The 20,106-nt window shown below is 73.0% G+C and carries 15 protein-coding genes and 2 pseudogenes; 8 read left to right on the top strand and 9 right to left on the bottom strand.

What is annotated here, in order from left to right; genetic code table 11:
- Positions 1-96: 96 nt before the first annotated feature.
- From ACFWP2_RS36390 to ACFWP2_RS36380, 3 genes are all read left to right on the top strand, one after another.
- Complete coding sequence (locus ACFWP2_RS36390; protein WP_380459783.1) at positions 97-825, top strand: peptidase inhibitor family I36 protein; 729 nt, start codon at positions 97-99, stop codon at positions 823-825.
- A gap of 14 nt (positions 826-839) precedes the next feature.
- On the top strand, positions 840-2,351 hold the full coding sequence (locus ACFWP2_RS36385; RefSeq protein ID WP_380459781.1) for a phosphodiester glycosidase family protein: 1,512 nt from the start codon (positions 840-842) through the stop codon (positions 2,349-2,351).
- A 301-nt stretch (positions 2,352-2,652) separates the two neighbouring features.
- A complete protein-coding gene (locus ACFWP2_RS36380; protein WP_380459779.1) occupies positions 2,653-3,576 on the top strand; it encodes a glycoside hydrolase family 19 protein in 924 nt (307 codons plus the stop codon).
- A gap of 75 nt (positions 3,577-3,651) precedes the next feature.
- Here the strand turns inward: ACFWP2_RS36380 and ACFWP2_RS36375 are convergent, their stop codons facing one another.
- Positions 3,652-4,560: a hypothetical protein gene (locus tag ACFWP2_RS36375; protein WP_380459777.1), complete on the bottom strand. Its 909-nt coding sequence runs from the start codon at positions 4,558-4,560 to the stop codon at positions 3,652-3,654.
- Positions 4,561-4,699: 139 nt separating this feature from the next.
- Between ACFWP2_RS36375 and ACFWP2_RS36370 the strand changes: the two genes are divergently transcribed.
- Positions 4,700-7,033, top strand: a complete 2,334-nt coding sequence (locus ACFWP2_RS36370; RefSeq protein ID WP_380459775.1) for an ATP-binding protein — start codon at positions 4,700-4,702, stop codon at positions 7,031-7,033.
- A 3-nt stretch (positions 7,034-7,036) separates the two neighbouring features.
- On the opposite strand, the gene ACFWP2_RS36365 is transcribed toward ACFWP2_RS36370, so the two are convergent.
- From ACFWP2_RS36365 to ACFWP2_RS36350, 4 genes are all read right to left on the bottom strand, one after another.
- Entirely contained in the window at positions 7,037-8,821 is a 1,785-nt protein-coding gene (locus ACFWP2_RS36365) for a prolyl oligopeptidase family serine peptidase (protein WP_380459773.1), read from the bottom strand.
- A 4-nt stretch (positions 8,822-8,825) separates the two neighbouring features.
- Positions 8,826-10,061: an MFS transporter gene (locus ACFWP2_RS36360; protein WP_380459770.1), complete on the bottom strand. Its 1,236-nt coding sequence runs from the start codon at positions 10,059-10,061 to the stop codon at positions 8,826-8,828.
- Positions 10,062-10,157: 96 nt separating this feature from the next.
- A complete protein-coding gene (locus ACFWP2_RS36355; RefSeq protein WP_380459768.1) occupies positions 10,158-11,324 on the bottom strand; it encodes a cytochrome P450 in 1,167 nt (388 codons plus the stop codon).
- On the bottom strand, positions 11,321-12,406 hold the full coding sequence (locus tag ACFWP2_RS36350) for a cytochrome P450 (protein WP_380459766.1): 1,086 nt from the start codon (positions 12,404-12,406) through the stop codon (positions 11,321-11,323). Before ACFWP2_RS36350 ends, ACFWP2_RS36355 begins: the two co-directional genes overlap by 4 nt.
- Before the next feature lie 634 nt (positions 12,407-13,040).
- Between ACFWP2_RS36350 and ACFWP2_RS36345 the strand changes: the two genes are divergently transcribed.
- The 3 genes from ACFWP2_RS36345 (at position 13,041) to ACFWP2_RS36335 (ending at position 16,522) form a co-directional block, all read left to right on the top strand.
- Positions 13,041-13,964: an ArsR/SmtB family transcription factor gene (locus ACFWP2_RS36345; protein ID WP_380459764.1), complete on the top strand. Its 924-nt coding sequence runs from the start codon at positions 13,041-13,043 to the stop codon at positions 13,962-13,964.
- Between the two features lie 405 nt (positions 13,965-14,369).
- Positions 14,370-15,563, top strand: coding sequence for a serine hydrolase domain-containing protein (locus ACFWP2_RS36340; RefSeq protein WP_380459761.1), 1,194 nt, complete (start codon positions 14,370-14,372; stop codon positions 15,561-15,563).
- A 347-nt stretch (positions 15,564-15,910) separates the two neighbouring features.
- Positions 15,911-16,522, top strand: coding sequence for a hypothetical protein (locus ACFWP2_RS36335; RefSeq protein ID WP_380459759.1), 612 nt, complete (start codon positions 15,911-15,913; stop codon positions 16,520-16,522).
- Positions 16,523-16,541: 19 nt separating this feature from the next.
- On the opposite strand, the gene ACFWP2_RS36330 is transcribed toward ACFWP2_RS36335, so the two are convergent.
- From ACFWP2_RS36330 to ACFWP2_RS36320, 3 genes are all read right to left on the bottom strand, one after another.
- Positions 16,542-17,567, bottom strand: a complete 1,026-nt coding sequence (locus ACFWP2_RS36330) for a hypothetical protein (protein WP_380459757.1) — start codon at positions 17,565-17,567, stop codon at positions 16,542-16,544.
- 248 nt (positions 17,568-17,815) lie between these two features.
- The gene (locus ACFWP2_RS36325) at positions 17,816-18,217 is read right to left on the bottom strand and encodes a hypothetical protein (RefSeq protein WP_380459755.1); all 402 of its coding nucleotides are present in this window, start codon (positions 18,215-18,217) and stop codon (positions 17,816-17,818) included.
- Positions 18,214-18,945 (bottom strand): ribonuclease BN, encoded by a 732-nt coding sequence (locus ACFWP2_RS36320; protein ID WP_380459753.1) that lies wholly within the window; start codon positions 18,943-18,945, stop codon positions 18,214-18,216. Before ACFWP2_RS36320 ends, ACFWP2_RS36325 begins: the two co-directional genes overlap by 4 nt.
- A gap of 735 nt (positions 18,946-19,680) precedes the next feature.
- Here ACFWP2_RS36320 and ACFWP2_RS36315 point away from each other — a divergent pair.
- Positions 19,681-19,830: pseudogene (locus tag ACFWP2_RS36315) on the top strand (IS5/IS1182 family transposase); the annotation flags it as partial.
- 51 nt (positions 19,831-19,881) lie between these two features.
- On the opposite strand, the pseudogene ACFWP2_RS36310 reads toward ACFWP2_RS36315, so the two are convergent.
- Positions 19,882-20,106: pseudogene (locus ACFWP2_RS36310) on the bottom strand (hypothetical protein); the annotation flags it as partial.

Here is a 20,106-nt window from a genome sequence, read left to right as displayed (position 1 = left end):
CCGGGAGCCCGGGCCGGGCGGCCGCACTGCCGCCCGGCCCGCGCCCTGCGTTCCACCGTGTTCCGACCACCGCTTCACCGAAAGGGGAACTCCGCCGTGAGGCAACACCTCCCGCGCGCCGTCATGGGCATCCTGCTCGTGGCGCTCGTGATCGCCTTCCTGCCCGGCACCCGGGCCACCGCCGCGAGCTGGACCAGCCACTGCGCCGTCGGCGGCTTCTGCCTCTACGACCAGAACGGCGGCCAGGGCGCCGAACTCGCCAACGACCCCCGGGTCCCCGTCCAGGGCGTCGACCCCGCCTGGAACGACCGGGCCCGCTCGGTGGACAACCAGTCCGCCTACTGGGCCTGCCTCTACGCCGACGGCGCCTACGGCGGCACCGTCCAGGCCGTCCGGCCCGGCGGCCAGGCCGACCTCGCCGACCTCGGCACCCACCTGGACGGCAAGGTCACCTCCTTCAAGGGCGCCAAGTCCAAGGCCGGCTGCTTCACCGGCTACGAGCGCTGCGAGACCGGCCGGCTCTGCCTGTTCGCGGAGGAGGGCGGCCGCGGCGCGATGACCTCCCTCACCGAGGACGAGGTCCGCGACTACGGCACCGAGTGGAACGACCGCACGGTCTCCGTCTTCAACCACACCGCCAAGCACGCCTGCTTCTACCCGGACAACGGGCTCACCGGCTCCTGGACCGCCAACGGCTCCACCTACCGGGCCTTCGTCGTCCTCAGCGGCGACAGCACCTTCGTCCCCGCGCCCTACGCCGGCACGCTCAGCTCCGACCGTCTCGTCGTCGCCGCCAACGGCCGCCCCGCCACCGACTTCTGCTGAACCGGGAGCCCCTCATGAAGCACACCCTCGTCCGGCGGGCCACCGCGATCCGGACCGCCACCGCCCTCGGCCTGGCGGCCTCCGTCCTCGCCGTCCCCGGCAGCGGCCTGGCCGGCGCGGCGACCGGCGACACCGACCCGGGCGACATCGTCCTGGGCCCCATCACCCTCACCCAGGCCGCGGCCACCACGCCGTTCCCCGGGATCACCCGCACCGTCTACCAGGACACCGACCGCACGTGGACGGTCAACGTCATGGACATCGACCCGAACCGGGCCCCGATCACCTTCGACGGCTCGATCGGCCAGGGCATGTACACCACGCAGACCGTCCAGGAGATGCTGGAGCAGACCACCGGCGTGACCAGCCGACGCCCCTACCTCGGGGTCAACGGCGGCTACTTCGACGACGGCGTGGTCCTGGACCAGACCGACCGGATCTACCTCGGCGACCTCGGCGGCACCTCGATGCGGAACGGGCGGCTGCTCAGCGAGGCCGGCGGAGGCCGCTACGCCTACGACCCCGTCACCGGCAAGGCCGTCGGGCTGCGCCCCGCCAACTCCGTGCTGATGCTGCAGAACGGCCGCCCGTACATCACCGAGCTCGGCACCGCGCTCACCGTGCGGCTCTCCGACGACGCCACCGTCAGCCGCAAGGTCGACGGCGTCAACCGGCTCCCCGGCCGGGCCGGCCACTGCCTGCGCAACACCGACCCCGCCAACACGGACGTGACGGTCGCCGGCGGCGTCTGCTTCGACCCGTCGGAGATCGTCGAGTTCACCCCCGAGTTCGGGGCGAGGACGCCGGCCGCCGACCTGCTCAGGCAGACCGCCACCACCACGGACGACGACCCGGGCGTCGAGGTGCTGTTCAACGCGGCGGGCGTCGCCACCGCCTGCTTCCGCCCCGGCGCCACCGCCGGCGGCATCGTCTCCGACGCCCCGCGCGGCGGCCACGACGTGCCGCCCGGCGGACGGGCCCTGGAAGGCACCGGCGACGGCGCGACCTGGCTCTGGGACAACGCCTGCGCCGGCAGGCCGGTCAGCCTGCACACAGTTGTCACCGACACCCGCTTCGGCGACACCGTCGCCGACACCTGGTTCGGCCGCGCCCCGGCCGGCGCCGTCGAGCTGCCGATCGACCCGGCGATGTACGCCACCCCCGTCGGCGACGTCCTGCTCCGCGACGCCTCGGTCGTCTACCAGGTGCCCGGTGACACCGCGCGGGCCTGGCGCACCGCCGGCGGCGCGGACGGCTTCGGCCACCTCTTCTTCGTCACCGTCGAGGGCCAGAAGGGCGGCACCGCGCCCCTCGCCGCCGGGGCCACCCGCAGCGAGCTCGCCCAGCTGCTCAAGGCGCTCAACCTGGTCGACGCCGTCAACATGGACGGCGGCGGCTCGACCACCCTCAACCTGCGCGACCAGAACGGCAGCGAACCGCCCGTCACCACCACCACGGACTCCGCGCCGCGTCACGTCGCCGACACCGTGTACGCCGCGGTCGGCGGCTACGGCCTCGCCAAGTAGGCCCGCACCCCGGCCCTCCCGTCGGCCGGCCCCGGCCCTCTCGCCGGCCCGGCCGACGGGAGGGCCTCTCGCCGCCCCGGTGCCGCGTCCCCGGCCGCGGCGCCCCGTTCCGCGGGGCGCCTCTTTCGCCGCACCCCCTTGACAGGTATAGACCATTCCGCTTGAGTCTGGGTCAGCCCCGCACCGGCCCGCACTCCGGTCGGCCCGTCCCCCACGACGCGCCTCGCGGGGCCCGGCTCCCCTGCCCCGACGTCCCTACCTCCACGACCGTGCGGCCCCACACCGCACAAGGGGTGATCAAGTGTCCACGAAACGCCTGCTCGCACTGCTCTCCGCCGCCGTCACGGCGCTGGCGGTGGTCCTGCTGCTGCCCGCGGCCAACGCCAGCGCCGCCGTCTGCGCCACGCCCTGGAACTCCTCGGCCGTCTACACCGGCGGCGCCGCCGTCTCCTACAACGGCCACAACTGGCTCGCCAAGTGGTGGACCCAGAACGAGCCGCCCAGCACCGGCGGCTCCGGCGTCTGGTCCGACCAGGGCGGCTGCGGCACCGGCCCGACGCCGACCCCCACCGCCACGCCGACGTCCACCAGCACGCCGAAGCCGGGCGGATTCCCGGTCAGCCAGGCCCAGTTCGACCAGATGTTCCCGAACCGGAACCCCTTCTACACCTACCAGGGCCTGATCGACGCCCTCGCCGCCTACCCCGCCTTCGCCGCCACCGGCAGCGACACCGTCCGCAGGCAGGAGGCCGCCGCCTTCCTCGCCAACGTCAACCACGAGACCGGCGCGCTGGTCTACGTGGTCGAGCAGAACACCGCCAACTACCCCCACTACTGCGACACTTCACAGCCGTACGGCTGCCCGGCCGGGCAGGCCGCCTACTACGGGCGCGGCCCGATCCAGCTGAGCTGGAACTTCAACTACAAGGCGGCCGGCGACGCCCTCGGCATCGACCTGCTGCGCAACCCCAACCTGGTGCAGACCGACCCGGCCGTCGCCTGGAAGACCGCGCTCTGGTACTGGAACACCCAGAACGGGCCGGGCACCATGACCCCGCACAACGCCATGGTCAACGGCTACGGCTTCGGCGAGACCATCCGCAGCATCAACGGCTCCCTGGAGTGCAACGGCGGCAACCCCGCGCAGGTGCAGAGCCGGATCAACGCCTACCAGCGCTTCACCCAGTTGCTCGGCACCGTGCCGGGCGACAACCTGAGCTGCTGAGCCCCGAGGCCCATCGGGACCTGGCCGGTCCGCGGGAAGCGGCCGGGAGGCGGACCGCGGTCGGCGTCCTTCGTCCTACTCGCGTCCGTCCTCCCGCCCGCCCCGCAGAGCGGAGCCGTAGGTGAGCAGGATGCTCAGCGCCGCGTAGTCCGATCCGGGGCGGCGGACGGGCACGAACACCTCCAGCCGGTCCCGTTCGGTGCGGTAGCCCCCTCTGGTCTTGCGCCCCGACAGGGCCGGGCTGCCGACGTGCGCGGCCAGTCCCCGGACGTCGAGCCGGACGCCGCTCTCCGGGCCCGCGGAGACGAGGGCGAGACGGGACCAGTCGACCGGCGCCGGGAAGGGGGACAGCGTCATCCCCTCCGCGGTGAAGGTCAGGGCACCCCAGCGAAACGCGCCGCCCGCGCCGAGCTCGTCCAGGAGGCGTTGCGCCCGGGCCTCGGCGACGGCTCGCGTCGCGACCGAGACGAAGCGCGCGCCGGTGTCGGGGGCCACCTTCGTGATCATCCTCCAGAAGCCGCACTCCTCCCGGACCTTGACGTAGTCCAGGCCCCTGAGGCGGATCCGGCCGCCCGCGTAGGGGCGGATCACGGCCTTGAGCACGTCGTGCGAGTGCGCCAGGTTGATGTGGACGGACACCCGGGTCGACTCGACGGAGGCGATCTCCTCCCACGCGTACCGCAGCGTGCGGCGCCCCGGCCGGCGCAGCTCGAAGCCGTGCTCATACTCCCGGATCCGGATCCGGGAGTGCCGCACGCACAGGGCGAGGCACAGCGCGGCCGCCCCGGGCACCGCCCAGAACGCGAGGCGGAACGAGGCCTCCTCGTCGTAGTGGTCACTGATGAGGGTGCACATCACGCCGAACACGATGAGGAGCACGACCAGCGCGCTCAGCGGCCTGCGCGCGTAGGCCCCCTGGTAGGTCCACACCCGCTGCCCCAGCCGCCCGGTCGGCTCCGGTCCCCCCGCCGTGCCTGCTGACACCACACACACCTCGCATCGTCGTCCGCTGTCGCGTCGTCGAGTCTCGGGCGGGTTCGCGCGGGGGACAACGGGAGAACTACTCAATTCCCGCCCCCCACGGTGCCGGTACCGTCCGTGCGCGTCCGTAAGATGGCCACCCATGGGAACGGGGGCAGCCACGGGGACGATCGCCGGCCTCGGCGGCGAACTGACGCCGCTGATCGGACGGCGGGCGGAGACGGCCCGGATCGCCGGGCTGCTCTCCGGCGCGCGCCTGGTCACGCTCACCGGACCGGGTGGCGTGGGCAAGACCAGGCTGGCGCTGCGCGCGGCGGCCGAGGCGACACGCTCCGTCTTCCCCGACGGCGTGTACCTCGCCGGACTCGCCGACCTGCGGGACCCGGAGCTGCTCGCACCGAGCGTCCTCGGCGCCCTCGACGTGGCCGACCCGGGGCGCCCCGGCGCCGATGCGGCGGCCGTCCTCGCCGCCAGGCTGCGCGAGCGGCGCGCCCTGTTGGTCCTGGACAACTGCGAGCACGTGATCGACGCCTGCGCGCGCCTCACCGACACGCTGCTGCGGGCCGCTCCCGGGCTGCGCGTCCTGGCGACCAGTCGGCAGCCGCTTCGCATCGCCGGAGAACAGGTCTTCCCCGTGGAGCCGTTGCCGGTGCCGGACGCCGACGCGGGTCACGGCCTGCGGGCCCTGAACGGCAATCCGGCCGTCGCGCTGTTCGTCGACCGGGCCGCCGCCGTGCTCCCCGGCTTCGCCCTGACCGGGTCCGACGCCCCCGCCGTGGCCGAGCTCGTCCGCCGCCTGGACGGGCTGCCCTTCGCCATCGAGCTGGCCGCCGGCCGCGTCCGGAGCCTGACGCCGCAGGAGATCCTGAAGCGGCTCACCGACCGGTTCGCGCTGCTGACCGGAGGGAGCAGCGTCGCCGCCGACCGGCAGCGCACCCTGCGCGCGTTGATCGACTGGAGCCACGACCTGTGCACCGCGCCCGAGCGGCTGCTCTGGGCGCGGGCCTCGGTGTTCCGTGGCGGCTTCGACCTGGAGAGCCTCGAACGGGTCTGCGCGGACGCCGAACTGCCGCCCGCCGCCCTGCTCGACGCCCTGGACGGCCTGGTGACCCGGTCGATCGTCAACTGCCGCCACGTGCACGGGCGTTCGCGCTACCACATGCTGGAGACGGTACGGGAGTACGGGCACCAGCGGTTGGCCGCGTCCGGCTCCCTCGACACGCTGCGCGGTCGCCACCGGGACCGGTACGCCGAGCTGACCGCGCGAGCCGGGCAGGAGTGGTTCGGGCCCCGCCAGGTCGACTGGTTCACCCGCCTGCGCCAGGACCACCCGAACCTGCGCGCCGCCCTGGAGTTCTGCCTGGAGCGGCCCGGGCACGCGCGCGCCGGTCTGGCCCTGGCCGTCTCGCCCCGGCACTACTGGATGACCGCGGGCCTGCTGTCCGAGGGCCGCCACTGGCTGTCCCGGCTGCTCGCCGCCGACGCCCAGGACGACGGCGGCGACCCGGCCGGCCCGGACGCCACCGTCCGGCTCCAGGCCCAGGTCACCGACACGTACCTGGGCATCCTGAACGGCGACCCGGAGGCCGACGTGGGGCACGCGCTCGCCGCCTGCGAGGCGGCGGCCGGGCACGGGGGTCACCGGCGCGAGTCTGCGTGGGTGCGGCACCACCACGGGATCCTCGCCGTCTGGCGCGGGGACTTCGCGAACGCCGCCGAGCTGTTCGCGCGGGCGCGCACCGAGTTCCGCGAGCTGGGCTGCCCCGACGCGGCGCTCGAATGCCGGGTCAAGTTCGCCATCGCGCACGCCTACGGGGGCGAGGCCGCCGCGGCCGCCGAGGCGTGCGACGAGGTCGAGGCGGCCGCCCTCGCCCACGGCGAGTCCTGGCTGCACGGGATGGCCCTGCTCGCCCGCGCACTGCTGGCCCTGCGCGCGGGCGAACCCGCCGGCGCGACCGCCCGGGCCGGGGCGGCCATCGCCCGGCTGCGCCCCTTCCAGGACTGGTGGGACGTGGCCATGTGCGTGGAGGTCATCGCCTGGAGCACCCGGGACGCCCCGCGGCGCGCGGCCCGGCTCCTGGGTGTGCTGCACCTGTTGTGGGAGTCGCTGGGCGGGCGGCTCGGCGCGGCACCGTTCATGCGCACGCAGCACCTGCGCCTGGACGCCGATGTACGGGAGGCGCTGGGCGCCGCCGCCTTCGACCGTGAGTTCCGCCGCGGAGCGCGCACCACCGTGGACGAGGCACTGGCCTACGTCCTGGACGAGACGGCCGGGGTGCCGGGACTGACGAAGCGCGAGAGCCAGGTCGCGGAACTGGTCGCCGAAGGCCTCACCAACAAGGACATCGCGGCGCGCCTCACGATCGCCCAGCGCACCGCGGAGAACCACGTCGAACGCATCCTGGGCAAGTTGGGGTTCACCTCGCGCACGCAGCTCGCGGTGTGGACGTACGAGCAGCGGGGCGAACTGCCCTGAACATCACGACGTGGTGATGTGCGCGCCGACGAAGTCGATCGTCTCGATGGTCTGCCGGATCCGCTCCTCCGCGACCAGCGAGCCGTGACCGGCGTCGTACCGGTACACCCGGCACTCCTTGCCCAGTTCGCCCAGCCGTTCGACGTACCGGTCGATCTGCCGGATCGGGCAGCGGGGGTCGTTCTCCCCGGCGAGGATCATGACGGGGACGCGGACCCGCTCGGCGTAACTGAGCGGGGAGGACCGCCGGTACCGCTCGGGCACCTCGTCCGGGGATCCGCCGAAGAGCGAGCGGTCGTACGCCCGGAGCATCTCCGTCTCGTCCCGGTAGGCGGTGAGGTAGTCCGCGATCGGCGCGTCGGCGAACCCGAGCGTCCAGGCCTCGGGCCGCAGGCCGAGGCCCAGCAGGGTGAGGTAGCCGCCCCAGGACCGGCCGGAGAGCACCATCCGGGCCGGGTCGGCGATCCCGTCGGCCACCAGGCGGTCGCGCACCGCGTGGACGTCCTCGAGCTCGGTCAGTCCGGGGCGGCCCTCGATCGCGTCGCGCCACCGCGAGCCGTAGCCGGTCGAGCCGCGGAAGTTGAGGTGCACGACCAGGAATCCCTGGTCCACCCAGACCGCGGCGGGCGGGTTGTACGAGTCGTCGTTCCAGCCCGCGGGGCCGCCGTGCACGTCGAAGAGGCAGGGGTGGGGCCGCTCACCGCCGGGCGGCCGGGAGATCAGCACGTGGATCGGGCCGCCCGGTCCGTCGACCCAGAGGTCCTCCACGGGGACGGAGGACGGCGGTGTCGGACCCGGCGGGGTGAGGAGCACCGATCCGGACGTCGAGCGGATGACCGGTGGCGAGGCCGCGTCGGTCCAGGCGAACGCCACGGTGCCGTCCGGCCGGGCCGCCGCGCCCGCGATGACGCCACGCGGGGTGGGCAGGCGGGTCAGCTCCTTGTGCGCGAGGTCGTAGCGGTAGAGCTGGTGACGGGCGTGGTGGGTGTGGGTGATCAGGAGGGCGGAGCCGTCCGGGTACCAGGAGGCGGTGAGCTCACCGGGCAGGTCGAGGAGGATCTCCTCCTGCCGGCCGGTCAGGACGTCCCAGAGCAGGGGTTCGGGGCGGCCGCGCCGCTCGTGCTCCACCAGCAGGAGCGCCTCGCCCGGGGACGGGGAGAAGGATCCGGCCCGCACGCCCAGGCCGGGCCCGTCCGCGAGGTCGGCCACCACGGTTCCGTCCGGGCGCAGCACCCGCACGGCCGGGTGCCGGCTGTCCCCCGCCTCGCTGTGCCCGATCGCGATGAGCGACTCGTCCCGGGACAGCGCGGCGACCCAGGCGTCCTGCTCGTGCCGGTAGAGGACCGTCGGGCTCTTCCCGGGGACGCAGAGGTGGATGGCGGTTCCGCCGCGGACCGTGCCGCCGACGACCGCCAGACCGCTCGATCCCAGGGCCAGACCCGCCGGGTAGGCCGGTTCCAGGCCCGGGACGGCCGGTTCGTCGTCGCCGCCGTCGAACGGCTGGCGCATCCAGACGCCGTACTCACCGCCGTCGGCGTCGGCGAACCACCACAGCCAGTCGCCGGCCGGGTCGATGGCCGCCGTGAGGGTTCCGTTCGCCCGGTGGGTCACCTGCCGGGTCGTGCCGGTGCTTTCGTCCCGGGCGTGGATCTCCCAGGTTCCCGAGGCGTTGGAGCGGTGGAAGCTGCGGGCCGGGGCGTCCGCGGCCCATTCCGGCAGGCCGACCCGGGCCGCCCGGAACCTGGCCTTCCACCGTTCCTGGTCGATGACGGGCTCGTGATCGGTCAACTCTTCACTCCGAGGCAGCGGTGACGGGGGCGTCGGTGCGGTGTTCCGGTCGGCGGGCGGGTCCGGGCCCGATCAGGCAGGCGACGCAGAGCAGGCCGCAGCAGCCGGCGAGCGCGATGACCTGGGCCGCGCCGAGGAACTGGGCGGCCGCACCGGCCGCGGCGAACCCGAGGCCCTGCCAGAACATCAGGCCGGTGGACTGGAGGTTGAGCGCCCGGCCGCGCAGTTCCTCCGGGGCGACGTCCATCAGCAGCCGGTCCAGGCCGAGGTGGTGGGCGAAGCCGAGGCCGCTCACCACGAGCAGCGGCAGAGCGACGGCCAGCGGCGGGTGGAGGACGAACACCAGCATCGGCGCGAAGACGGTGGCGGCGGCCCAGCCGACCAGCCGGACCTGCCGGCCCGCGTCGGCCAGGGTGTTGGTGAGCACCTCGCCGAGCACGGCGCCGGCCGGGACGGCGGACAGGAAGAGGCCGGCGCCGAGGCTCCCGGCGTGCACGCTCCCGGTGTACGGGACGGCGAGCGCCTCGGCGGCCACGCCCAGCGCGGGGACGGCCCAGCTGAGCAGGAGGACCCTCCGCAGCGGTCGGACCCGGAACATCGCGCCCATGCCGTTGAACGAGTCCCGGATCAGGGACGGGCGTTCGGCGGTGTCCTCGGGGCGGCGTTCCACGGTGCCGAACCTGAGCAGCGCGGCCGAGACCGCGAAGCAGGCGGCGTTCCCGATCAGCACGCCGGTCGCCGAGACGCCGGTGAGCAGCACGCCGGCCACCGCCGTGCCCCCGAGCAGCGCGCTCTGCGACACCAGTCGCAGCAGGCTGCGGGCCGGCACGAAGGCCGGCCCGGGCACCACATCGGGAAGGGTGGCCGCGCGCGCCCCGGCGATCACCGGGGCGATCAGGCCGCGCCCGAACGCGAGTGCCAGCAGCATCACCACCGGGGTCCCGGGGACGGCCATCACCGCGGTGAGCGCTGCCGAGGCCAGGTTGCACCAGACCAGCAGCCGGCGGATCGGCAGGCGGTCGGTCAGCGCGTTCAGCAGCGTCCCCGCGACCAGATACGGGGCGAAGGTGACGGTGAAGACCAGTGCCGACAGCAGCGGCGATCCGGTTCTGGCGTAGATGAGCACGGTCAGCGCGAAGTTCGCGACGACCATGCCGGTGACCGAGACCACATGGGCGGCGAAGATCGCGCGGAACTCCGCCACGGCGAGCGCGTCGCGGTAGCGGCCTGTGCTGCTCACGGGGGCGGCTCCCCTCTCCTCAGTCGGAACTCGGCCTGCACTCGGGCCGAACTCGGTCGGCTGTCGGCCGGCACTCGGACGGCCCTCGGCCGGCACTCAGCCGGAGATCTCCACCGGCAGCGCGGCGAGCGACCGGATGGTGGCGTACGGATGGCGGGTGACCTCGTCCGCCAGCCGGAGGGACGCGCCGCGGCGGGCGAGGGCCTGGAGCACCTCGCCGAGCAGGAGCTTCGAGAGCATCGACCCGGCGCAGGCATGCGCACCATAGCCGAAAGCCAGGTGCCCGTTGGGAGTTCGGTCCAACATGATCCGGTCGGGCTCCGGGAACCGCTCCGGGTCCCGGTTGGCCGCGCCGAAGAACACCACGACGTCCTGCCCGCGCCGGATGTCGGCGCCGGACAGCGTGGTGTCGGTGACGCACAGCCGGGTGGTCGCCTGCAACGGGGTGTCGTAGCGGAACAGCTCCTGGGGGGCCGTGTCGTCGAGCACTCCCGGCGTGCCCAGGTGCTCCTTCAGCGGGATGCGGTGGCGCGCCAGCGCGTACAGCGAGTTGCCCAGCGATCCGGGGACGGAGCTGAAGGCGTTGACCACCAGGGTGCGCAGCGAGTTGATCGTCATCAGCTCGGGCAGGCCGGCCCGGCGGGCGTCGTCCAGCAGGTTCCGCAGCGGGGCGCCGGGCTCCATGTCGTCGATCCAGGACTTCAGCATGCCGGTCAGCTTCTGGCGCGCGGCCGCTCCCGGCTTGCCGGCCTCGGGCACCAGCCCGGCGTCCATGGCGCGCATGATCGCCGCCGCGATCGGTTCCATGACCTCGGGTTCGAACTCCGGCAGTCCCATGGCGCTGGGGACGAACCAGCGGGACAGCGGCACGGTGAAGGAACCGATCAGGTCCACCGGCCCGGGCGGCAGGCTGTCGAGCAGCTCGTCGACGGTGACGCGCACCCGCGCCGCGAACTCCGGTGAGCTGAGCGGCCGCAGGGTGCTCGCGATCAGGCCGGCGACCACGCTGTGCTCGGGCGGGTCGAGATGGTGGATGCTGAGCGCGCTGTCCGGCATGCTCTCACCGGCCCGCCGCCAGTCGGCGGCGAAGGTCTCGTGGTCCCGCAGCACCTGCCGGCAGTCCCGGTAGGAGGTGACCAGCCAGCCGTTCAACCGCTCGTTCCAACAGGGGCCGCCGGTGCGGCGCATGGCCGCGTAGGCGGGGTACGGGTCGGCGTGGACGGCCGGGTCCAGCGGGTGGTAGGCGCTCGTCTCGATGCTCACGCGTCATGCTCCACGGGGAGGAAGGTCATCGGCAGCCGGTCGGGGTAGCGCAGGGTCGCCCGGGGAGCCCGCCAGGGGGCGCCGGCGAGCCGGGTGGCGGCCGGTGCGTCGAGCAGTGCGGTCACCAGTGACCGGATGACGATGCGGGCGAGCGACGCGCCGGTGCAGGCGTGCGGGCCCCAGCCCAGCGAGAGGTGCCGGTTCTTCGTCCGGTCCACCCGCAGTTCGTCCGGGGCCTCGAAGCGCGCGGGATCGCGGTTGGCCGCGCCGAAGAGCGCCATGACCAGGTCACCGCGCTCGATCGTCACCCCGCCGATCTCCGTCCTGGTGACACAGGCCCGGGTGGTGCCCTGCACCGGGCCGTCATAGCGCAGGAGTTCGTCCACCCCGGTCTCCAGCACGCCGGGCGCGCGCATCCGGCCGAGCGCCTCGGGGTGCCGGAGCAGCGCGAGCACCGCGTTCACGGCCGCGGCCACGGTGGTGCTGAAGCCGGCCAGGAACAGCACCCGGACGTTGCTCCAGACCTCGTCGTCCGGGACGCCGGCGCTCCGGGCGCCGGCGAGCACGTCCGCGACCAGACCGGGCTTCGGCTCCGCGACGGCCCACTCGGCGAGCAGCCGGGTGATCTCCACCCGGGCGGCGAGTGCCGGTTCCAGCACCTCGGGAACGAGACCCGCGTCCATGCCGCGGACCAGCGCGTCGGACAGCTCGGCGAAGCTCGCCACCGGGGGCGGTTCCACCCCCAGCAGCTCGCAGACCGCACGGAGCGCCACCGGCCTGGCCACCTGGGCGGTGAAGTCGAACTCGGGCGCGTCCGCCAGCTGTTCGAAGACGGCGCGCGCGGCCTCGGTGGCCCGGATCCCGATGCCGTCGAGGTCCTGTGCGCGATAGGCGAGGGTGAACAGCCTCCGGACGGGCGTGTGCTCCGGCGGATCGAGCGACTGCATGGACGGCGTCGCACCGCTCTCGTCATGGCCCGCGCGACGCCAGTCGCTCGCGAACGTCCCGGTGTCGCCGATGACGGCACGGCAGTCTTCGTACGAGGTCAGTACCCACGATCCGAGCCGTTCGCTCCAGAACACCGGGGCAGCCGAACGCAGTTCGGAGTAAACCGGATACGGGTCGGCAATCACGTCCGCTGAAAGCGGGTCATAATCGAGCATCATGCATTCCTCACGAACCGGCGGCAGCAATGCTGACATGCGGCCCAGGTGCATGACCTGGGCCGCATCAATTAGTCAATCTCAGTAGTTGTAACGCATGTCAGCCTCCCCCTGTGGCCGGGATTCCTATCGCTGCGGTGGCAGCCACCACTACCCTCGCCCGGCCGCCCCGGGTTGTCGAGGACGTTCAATCCACGCTTAAAAGCCGTGGAGAATCGGGGATTCGGCGATCGGTCCGGTTCCCTTCGAGGCAAACCGGACAAACCACGGCCAACAGCGTCTACCGCACCGAGCTGCGCAATACGCTCCCTTGACCGTCATCGCACTCGCCATTCATTCACATCCATGAAGATCGGCTCCGGAGCGGGGACGGCACTTTCGTCAAAACACTGGACAGGAACGATCACCCTGACGAAGCTGACCCGGAAGGCAATCACCGGCGATGGCACAGGGGGAGCCAGTGTTGCGGGTCCATTTGACTTCCGATGATCTTTCACGGGTACGAATCGCGCTCACTCCGGATCCGCTCGCCGAAACGGCGAACAGCGTCCGCGTGCTCCAGCGTCGCGACCAGGCGTCCGCCTACGGACCGTGGCGCGCACTCGTCCGGTCCCGGTTCTCCCGCGAGACCATGGGCCCGCTGCTCGATCTGCTGCCGCCCGACGCGCCGATAGGCCGGCCGGAGTTCCTCACCACGGTACGCGGTACCCGAACCCTCGACGAGGGTCTCGCCCGGCTCCGCGCGGAACCCGAGCGGATCGCCGCCGAACTGGCCGTACTCGGAGCGTCACGCGCACTACCGGAATGGATGCGCGACCTGGCCGAGGCCGACCACGCGGCACTCGACCGGATGAGCACGGCGTTCCGGGCCTACCACGACATCGCCGTCGCCCCGTTCTGGCAGCGCATCTCGGCCGCCGTGCACGGCGAGATCGCCATCCGCCGCAGGATCATGGCCGAACAGGGGGTCGAGGGCCTCCTGGCGACGCTCCACCCGTCCGTCCGCTGGCACTCCCCCGTACTGGAGATCCCCTCCGCCGACGCCGCCGAGATCCGGCTGGACGGTCAAGGCCTGCTGCTGGCACCGTCCTTCTTCCTCTGGCCCAACGTCGACAGCCACCGCAGCTGTGCGGCACACGACCAGCCGCTCCAACTGGCCTTCCCCGTCGCACTCGACGCGGTGTCCTTCCGGACCACGGTCCGGGGGATGCAGACGGAGGGGGACACCGCCCTGCCCTCACTGCTGGGCCGCACCCGCGCCGCCGCGCTGGAAGCCATCGCCACCGGCACCACCACCAGCGAACTCGGCCGGCGACTCGGCGTCACCCCCGCCGCGGCCAGCCAGCACGCCGCCGTCCTGCGTGCGGCCGGCCTCGTCATCACCCGCCGCCAGGGCACCTCCGTGCTCCACAGCATCACCCCACTGGGCACCGAGCTCGTCGGCGGATGCCGCCCGGCGGCGGACCGTCCGGCGTAGCCACCTCCGGCACAGCGCCGACCGACGGATGGGCGGAAGGCGGTACGCGGCGGCCGGGCGGGGCGTCGCCGGGTCGACGACGCCCCGAAGCGAACACCCCTCAGGGATCATCGGGGGCGGCCTTCGACCTGAGGTGGAGTTCCGCGGGCAGGAAGATGGGCCCCGGGGCGGACCTCCTCCGGACCTGAGGTGGACGCCCCGCGTCGCGACGACCTGACATCGTGCCAACTACCTTTACTGCGAAGGATGTTGATCACATCCTTCGGTCGACTCCGGGAGGACGGCATGGCGGACGGGACGACGGATCCGAGGCCCGGGAGGGTCGGGTCCAGGGGTCGGCGGTGGCGGGGCACGGCCAGGCGGTCGGCGGTCGTCGCGCTCGCCGGCGCGGGCCTGCTAGCGACCTTGGCTCCGACCGCCGGCGCGACGGACGCCCCGGCGGCGCCCTACCGGGCGGCGGCGGGCGAGGCACGGAAGGCGGACCGGGCGGCCCTGGACGCGGTGGTCCGGGCCATGGTCCGGGAGGGCGGCACCACGGCGACGCTGGCCCGTGTCCGGGAGAACGGCTCCACGGCCTGGAAGGGTGCGGCCGGCGTGGCCGACCTGGCCACCGGTGCCCCCGCCGATCCGGACGGCCGGTTCCGGATCGGCAGCGTCACCAAGACCTTCGTCGCGACGGTGGTCCTCCAGCTGGTCGCGGAACACCGGCTCGGCCTCGATGACTCCGTCGAGAGCCGCCTGCCGGGCGTGGTGCCCAACGGCACCGCCATCACCGTGCGCCAACTGCTCAACCACACCAGCGGCATCCACGACTACACCGAGGACCCGGCATTCGACGCAAGCGACGAGGCGACGCTGCGGCAGTGGCTGGCGGGTGGGCGCTGGACGTCCTACCGGCCGCAGCAGCTCGTGGACATCGCCAACAAGTACCCGCCGTACTTCGCCCCCGGACAGGGCTGGCACTACTCCAACACCAACTACGTGCTCGTCAGCATGATCATCGAGCGCCTCACCGGCCGCAGTTGGGCACAGGAGGTGAACGGCCGCATCATCCGGCCACTGGGCCTGACGGGCACCTCGATGCCCATCGACTCGCCCTTCATTCCCGGCGCGCACGCGCACGGCTACTACAAGCTCCCCACCGGCCCCGCCGACGTGACACTGCTCAACCCGTCGATGGCATCCGCTTCCGGGGCGGGCATCTCCACCACCGCGGATCTCACCCGCTTCATCTCCGCCCTGCTCGGCGGGCAGTTGCTCGGCCCGGCCGAACTCGCCGAGATGAAGCGCACCAGCGGCCCGGGCGAGGCCACCGGCTACGGCCTCGGACTCCAGCGGATGACCACGCCCTGCGGCGAGTTCTGGGGACACGACGGCGGCATCCCCGGCTACAACACCCTGATGATCGGCGAGGTCACCGGCAAGCGGCAGTTCGCCACCTCGATCAACCGGTACGACCTGTCCGACCCCGCCGCGATGGAGAGGACCTCCACCGACCTGTACGCCACGGGCGCCTGCGGCGGCCGCCCGCCGGCCTCCCCGGCGCCGGCCCTCCCGTCCGCCACCGCGACACCGCGGCCCGCCGGACCACTCACCTGATCCGAGCCACCGGCCGCCGATCGCGGCGCGGGGGCGGGCGGCGGGGGCGGCGGTCGGCCGGGCAGCCGAACGGCCCGGGCGGCCCCGACTGTGTCCTGATCACCCGACAGGAGCCCGCCGCCGGGGCCGCCGCGGTGACCGGCGTGCCTCACGGGTGCCGCCGCTCTCACCGACGGCCCCCTCCAAACGGCCTCGATCGCCGCCCGTGCGGGTGATGACGCGTGCCACGGAGGCGTGCTGCTGCCACCCGGGCACGCGAATAGGCGAAGGTTCGACCGCGACCCATTTCTCGCGGAGCGGAGGCGATCGTGCCGGGTGGACGGAACGTTGTTCGTGCAGGACGGGCGGTGCGGGCGGCCACGGCCGTCGTACTGCTGGCGGTGACAGCCGGGTGCGGCGGGGGCTCGTCCTCCGGGGAGACGCCCGCGCCGACCGGGTCGTCCGCCTCTGACCCGAGCGCGATCTCCACGCTCTTTCCGGGTAGCAAAGGCGGCTCGCCGGCCGCCAAGGCGATGCTTCCTTCCACGCCGCTCGGCGGGCAGTCCGACAAGAGCATTGCCCTCGGCACCCATTCCGCCCCGCCCGAAAGCAACACCGTCACCGGCGTCGAAGCCGCCACCAGCACCGGCACCGGGACGACGATCGGAGCTGTGCACCTGTCGACGGGTAGCTACTCGGTGGCCGACAACCCATGCACCGGAAGGACCCTTCAGCCCGGGGACACCTGCGTCATCACGATCGCCTTCTCGCCGACGACCGTCGGCACGCACACCGCCGAACTCACCGTCGACACGTCGGCGGCCGACGCGGACTATCGCGTCGAGTTGATCGGCGAGGGCGTGGAACCGGGTTCGCCGTCACCGTCGTCGTCCTCGAAATCGCCCACGCCCGTGACCACGCCCTCCCCCAGGACCACTTCCTCGGCCGAGGCGCCCTCGCCCGAGGTGACGGAGAGCTGAGCGACGGAGAGCCGAGACGTCAGCCGAGCGTCTCGATGCGGATGTCCTCGTTGTCCGGCAGGGCTACGGTCACGTCCTTTGGCCAGAGGCGTTCGTGCGAGACGAGGTAGTAGCGGGCGCTGGACTTGGCGAGCAGGATGAACCCCCGATACTGGTAGCGGTACGGCCCGCCCGTGTCGCCGAGGTCCTTGGCCTCGATGCCGTGGGCATCGTGGGTGATGGGAGAGCGGGAGTTGATCAGGACTCTGACCCGGCCACCGAACCCGGCTTCCGCGTCGAGGGCCGCCTGGTCGTCCCCGGCTTCGTCCGCGTAGCGCGCCAGGGAGAAGAACAGGCTCATCGTCAACAGCCCGATCAGCACGGCGCCGGCGAGCCGCTGGATCCGTAGGCCGACCGGCGGGGCGCCCCGCTCCCGGCGGCCGATCCGGTGGAGGCGCAGCGCGAACAGGGCCAGCGCGGCACCGAGCGCCACCACCAACGGAGGAATGACCACGCGGGGCCAGCCGGCTTCCAGGAGCGACAGGACCCCGCGCGTCCACCAGCTCGGCTCGGTGAAGACCGGGAATCCCAGCAGGAGCAGCAGGCCGCCTGCCAGTGCGCACGTGACGGCAGCGAGCTGCCACAGCGGCTTCTCCCGCGGCCGTGCCAGCCAGTGCAGGACCAGGCCGAAGACCGCCAGGACGACGAGCACACACCACAGCAGCACCCAGAGCGGGAGGAACAGGGCCGTGGGAACGACCGCCAGATAGCTCTCGCGTGACAGTTCGAGGTCGGTCGTCGGGATGCCGAAGTGGACGTAGTACGAGGTCGTGTAGGTCCTGCCGATGTAGTACAGCAGGCCGACGATGACCGACCCCGGCGCCACGACGTACGCGGCCTTCTCCAGGAACGCCCTGGTCCGGTCCTCCGGTGGCGCCGCCTCGGGCCCGGCGACCGCCTCGGCGCCACCACCGGCTTCACCGGCACCGCGGGCGGCCCCGGCGCGTGCCGCCTGCCGACGGATACGACGGGCCGCGCCCCTGTCGCGCGCGGGACGCTCGGTCATCGGTCATCCAGACTCATGTCCCGACAACGAGCCGCCACACGGTTCGGTCACGGACGGCCTTCCGGCGCTGCCCGGCCCGGCGCATCCCCGCATCAACCGCCCGACACCAGTGGAGAGATGCGAACATCGATCACCGACGGCCGAGGCCCATCCGGTGGACGTCCTGCGCGAGTTCACGGGCCGGGGCACGCTCATCTTCACCGCCGCCGACGGCACCGTGCTGTGCACCGCGCGGGCCGGGTCCGCGGTCAGCTCTTCTGGTCCTCGGCCCGGGTGATGTACACCTCGTCGACGAAGGAGCGGCCGTCGAAGCAGAGGAAGACCTCGGAGTCGGTGTCGTTGTCCGCGATCCAGGACTTCTCCCACGGCACGACGGTGCCGGCGCCGTCGCGCGCGGGGAAGTAGAGGCCCTCGCGGCGCTCGGGCCGGCTGTAGAAGCCGTGCCCGTTGGACAGCCGGTACGGCGTACGGATCAGGGCGCTGCTGCCGCCGACGCGGGTGCCGGCTTCCGCGGCGGGACGGGCGTGGGCGCCCAGGGCGGCGACGTCCGCGGGAGTGGGGGCCGCACGCAGTACGCGCTCCAGCGGTCCTCGGGGAGGAGGGCCGGGCTTCCCCCTGCTCCCGGGGATCGCTCCGCTCCGCGCGGTCATGACGAGCGACGAATCCTGCTGATCGCGGCACGCCACGACAGGCCGCGCTCGTCCCACATCATGCCGGTGGCCGCACCCAGGATGATCACCACTCCCACAGCGATGAAGAACGACATGAGGCAGAAGACGACCCCGATCGGCCCGTACTCATCGCTGTTGCCGACGATCATCCCGGAGAGGGTGAAGTGGAAGACGACCACCATGCCGATCCAGAACAGGCTGGTGGCAACGGCACACGGGAACAGTCTGCGCCAGGCGACCCTCCCGGCCAGCAGGAACCACATCGTGAACCACCAGAAGCCGATGAACGCGGCGACGTGCACGATCCACCACAGCACCGGCACGCTCGCGTGGAACCCGCGCCCCACCGCGCTTCCCAGGGCGACCCAGCCCATCACCAGGGCCAGCCACACCAGCGCGCGCAGCTTGTCCCAGGACTGCCCGCCCAGCTGGAACACCCGCCGGTACAGCTGCTGGATCGAGCCGGCCGCGGCGAGACCGCCCAGGACGAAGAACACCGACGACACACCGGTCACGGCTGCGGACGTGGTTGCGGAAGACGCGAACAGATGACCGACATCGGTCGCCGCCTCGGAGCTCAGTCCCAGCCGCCGGGTCAGCGCCGACACCGCCGACCGCCCGGCCAGGGCGGACACGACCAGCAGGAACGGGACGGCGCACAGCAGCAGCGTCGCGGCCAGCTGAACGGCCTGGTTGAGGAAGTCCACCGCGTTCAGCCGCTGCCAGAGGTTCTCGGCCCAGGACCCGACGTACTTCGCCCGGCCCCACTCGGTCGTGAGCCGGGCACGCCGTACGCTCGCCCGGCCGGCGGCCTTCCCGCCCGGCAGTCGGCTCCCCGGAGCGGCTCTGGCTCGTGCCGCATGCCCGTGTCGTACCTTGCCCGGGCCGTTGTGCATCCGCATCGTGCACCCTCCCGGCGATGATCGCCCGGATCGGCGATCAGCTGGAGCCCCTGTATCCACCCTCCCACCGCGCCCCGGCTCGAGCAGGGCGACAGGGCCCCGCCGTCGCGGCCGCACGGCGGCGTCAGGCGGCCCCAGGAACCGGGCCGCACGCGACGCACCCCGTCGGTCACACACCGCAGCCACAGGTGCGCCAGGTGCCCGGTAGGCACCGCGGCCATCGGCGCCGTCCAGCCGGCAGCACGACGGCCCGTGAAGGCCACCGGTGGGCGCGACAGCCGCGAAACCCTCCGGTGTCCCGGCCCATCGCCCGGACCGTACCCGGAGGCGTTCCGGCGTTCCGGCGTTCCGGCGTTCCGGCGTTCCGGCGTTCCGGCGTTCCGGCGTTCCGGCGTTCCGGCGTTCCGGCGTTCCGGCGCATGATGCCCCGGCCCGGCGACCCCGGGAGGTGCCGGGCCGACGGCCGCCCCGGCGCCCGCTGCCCGCGGTGCACCGAGGTGTCGACCAGCCGGGGGCGGGGCCGAGTGGCAGCCGCCGGACTTCACCGGCGAGATCGCCCGCAAGGGCGTCCCCGCCCCGATCCGGGCCGACGGGAGGTGGGTGGTGGAGCGGAGCCACTCGTGGATGAACGGCTTCGGCAGGCTGCGGCGCTGCACCGGGAAGCGCGGCCGCGTCGTGGACTTCTCCCTCTGCCCGCCCGCCGTGTGGCCCCGCTCCGCCACCGGGTGTTCGGAGTCGCGTCTACGGGCGGGTGTTCTTGATGGTGGGCTGGGTCTTCTGGTTGTAGATCTCCTGGCCGTCCGCGTTGTAGGCGTGGACGTAGGGGGCCGGGGGGAAGGTGTTCGCGTCGGGGCCGGTGGAGATGGCCGCCGTGTGGACGAACGCGCCGCCCGCCATGACGGCCGGGTACTGGGTCGGGTCGTCGCCGTAGCTGATGGTGACCTTGGCGACGTCGGGTGTGTAGTG

The organism is Kitasatospora sp. NPDC058444 (assembly GCF_042721415.1).
Classification (GTDB): Bacteria; Actinomycetota; Actinomycetes; order Streptomycetales; family Streptomycetaceae; genus Kitasatospora.
The sequence above is the reverse complement of the archived record's forward strand: the minus strand, read 5'-3'. Positions and strand labels throughout refer to the sequence as shown.

Coding starts and splice junctions, on each gene's coding strand:
- ACFWP2_RS36385 (WP_380459781.1), top strand. CDS start 840: ATGAAGCACACCCTCGTCCGGCGGGCCACCGCGATCCGGACCGCCACC.
- ACFWP2_RS36325 (WP_380459755.1), bottom strand. CDS start 18,217: ATGACCGCGCGGAGCGGAGCGATCCCCGGGAGCAGGGGGAAGCCCGGC.
- ACFWP2_RS36330 (WP_380459757.1), bottom strand. CDS start 17,567: ATGACCGAGCGTCCCGCGCGCGACAGGGGCGCGGCCCGTCGTATCCGT.
- ACFWP2_RS36370 (WP_380459775.1), top strand. CDS start 4,700: ATGGGAACGGGGGCAGCCACGGGGACGATCGCCGGCCTCGGCGGCGAA.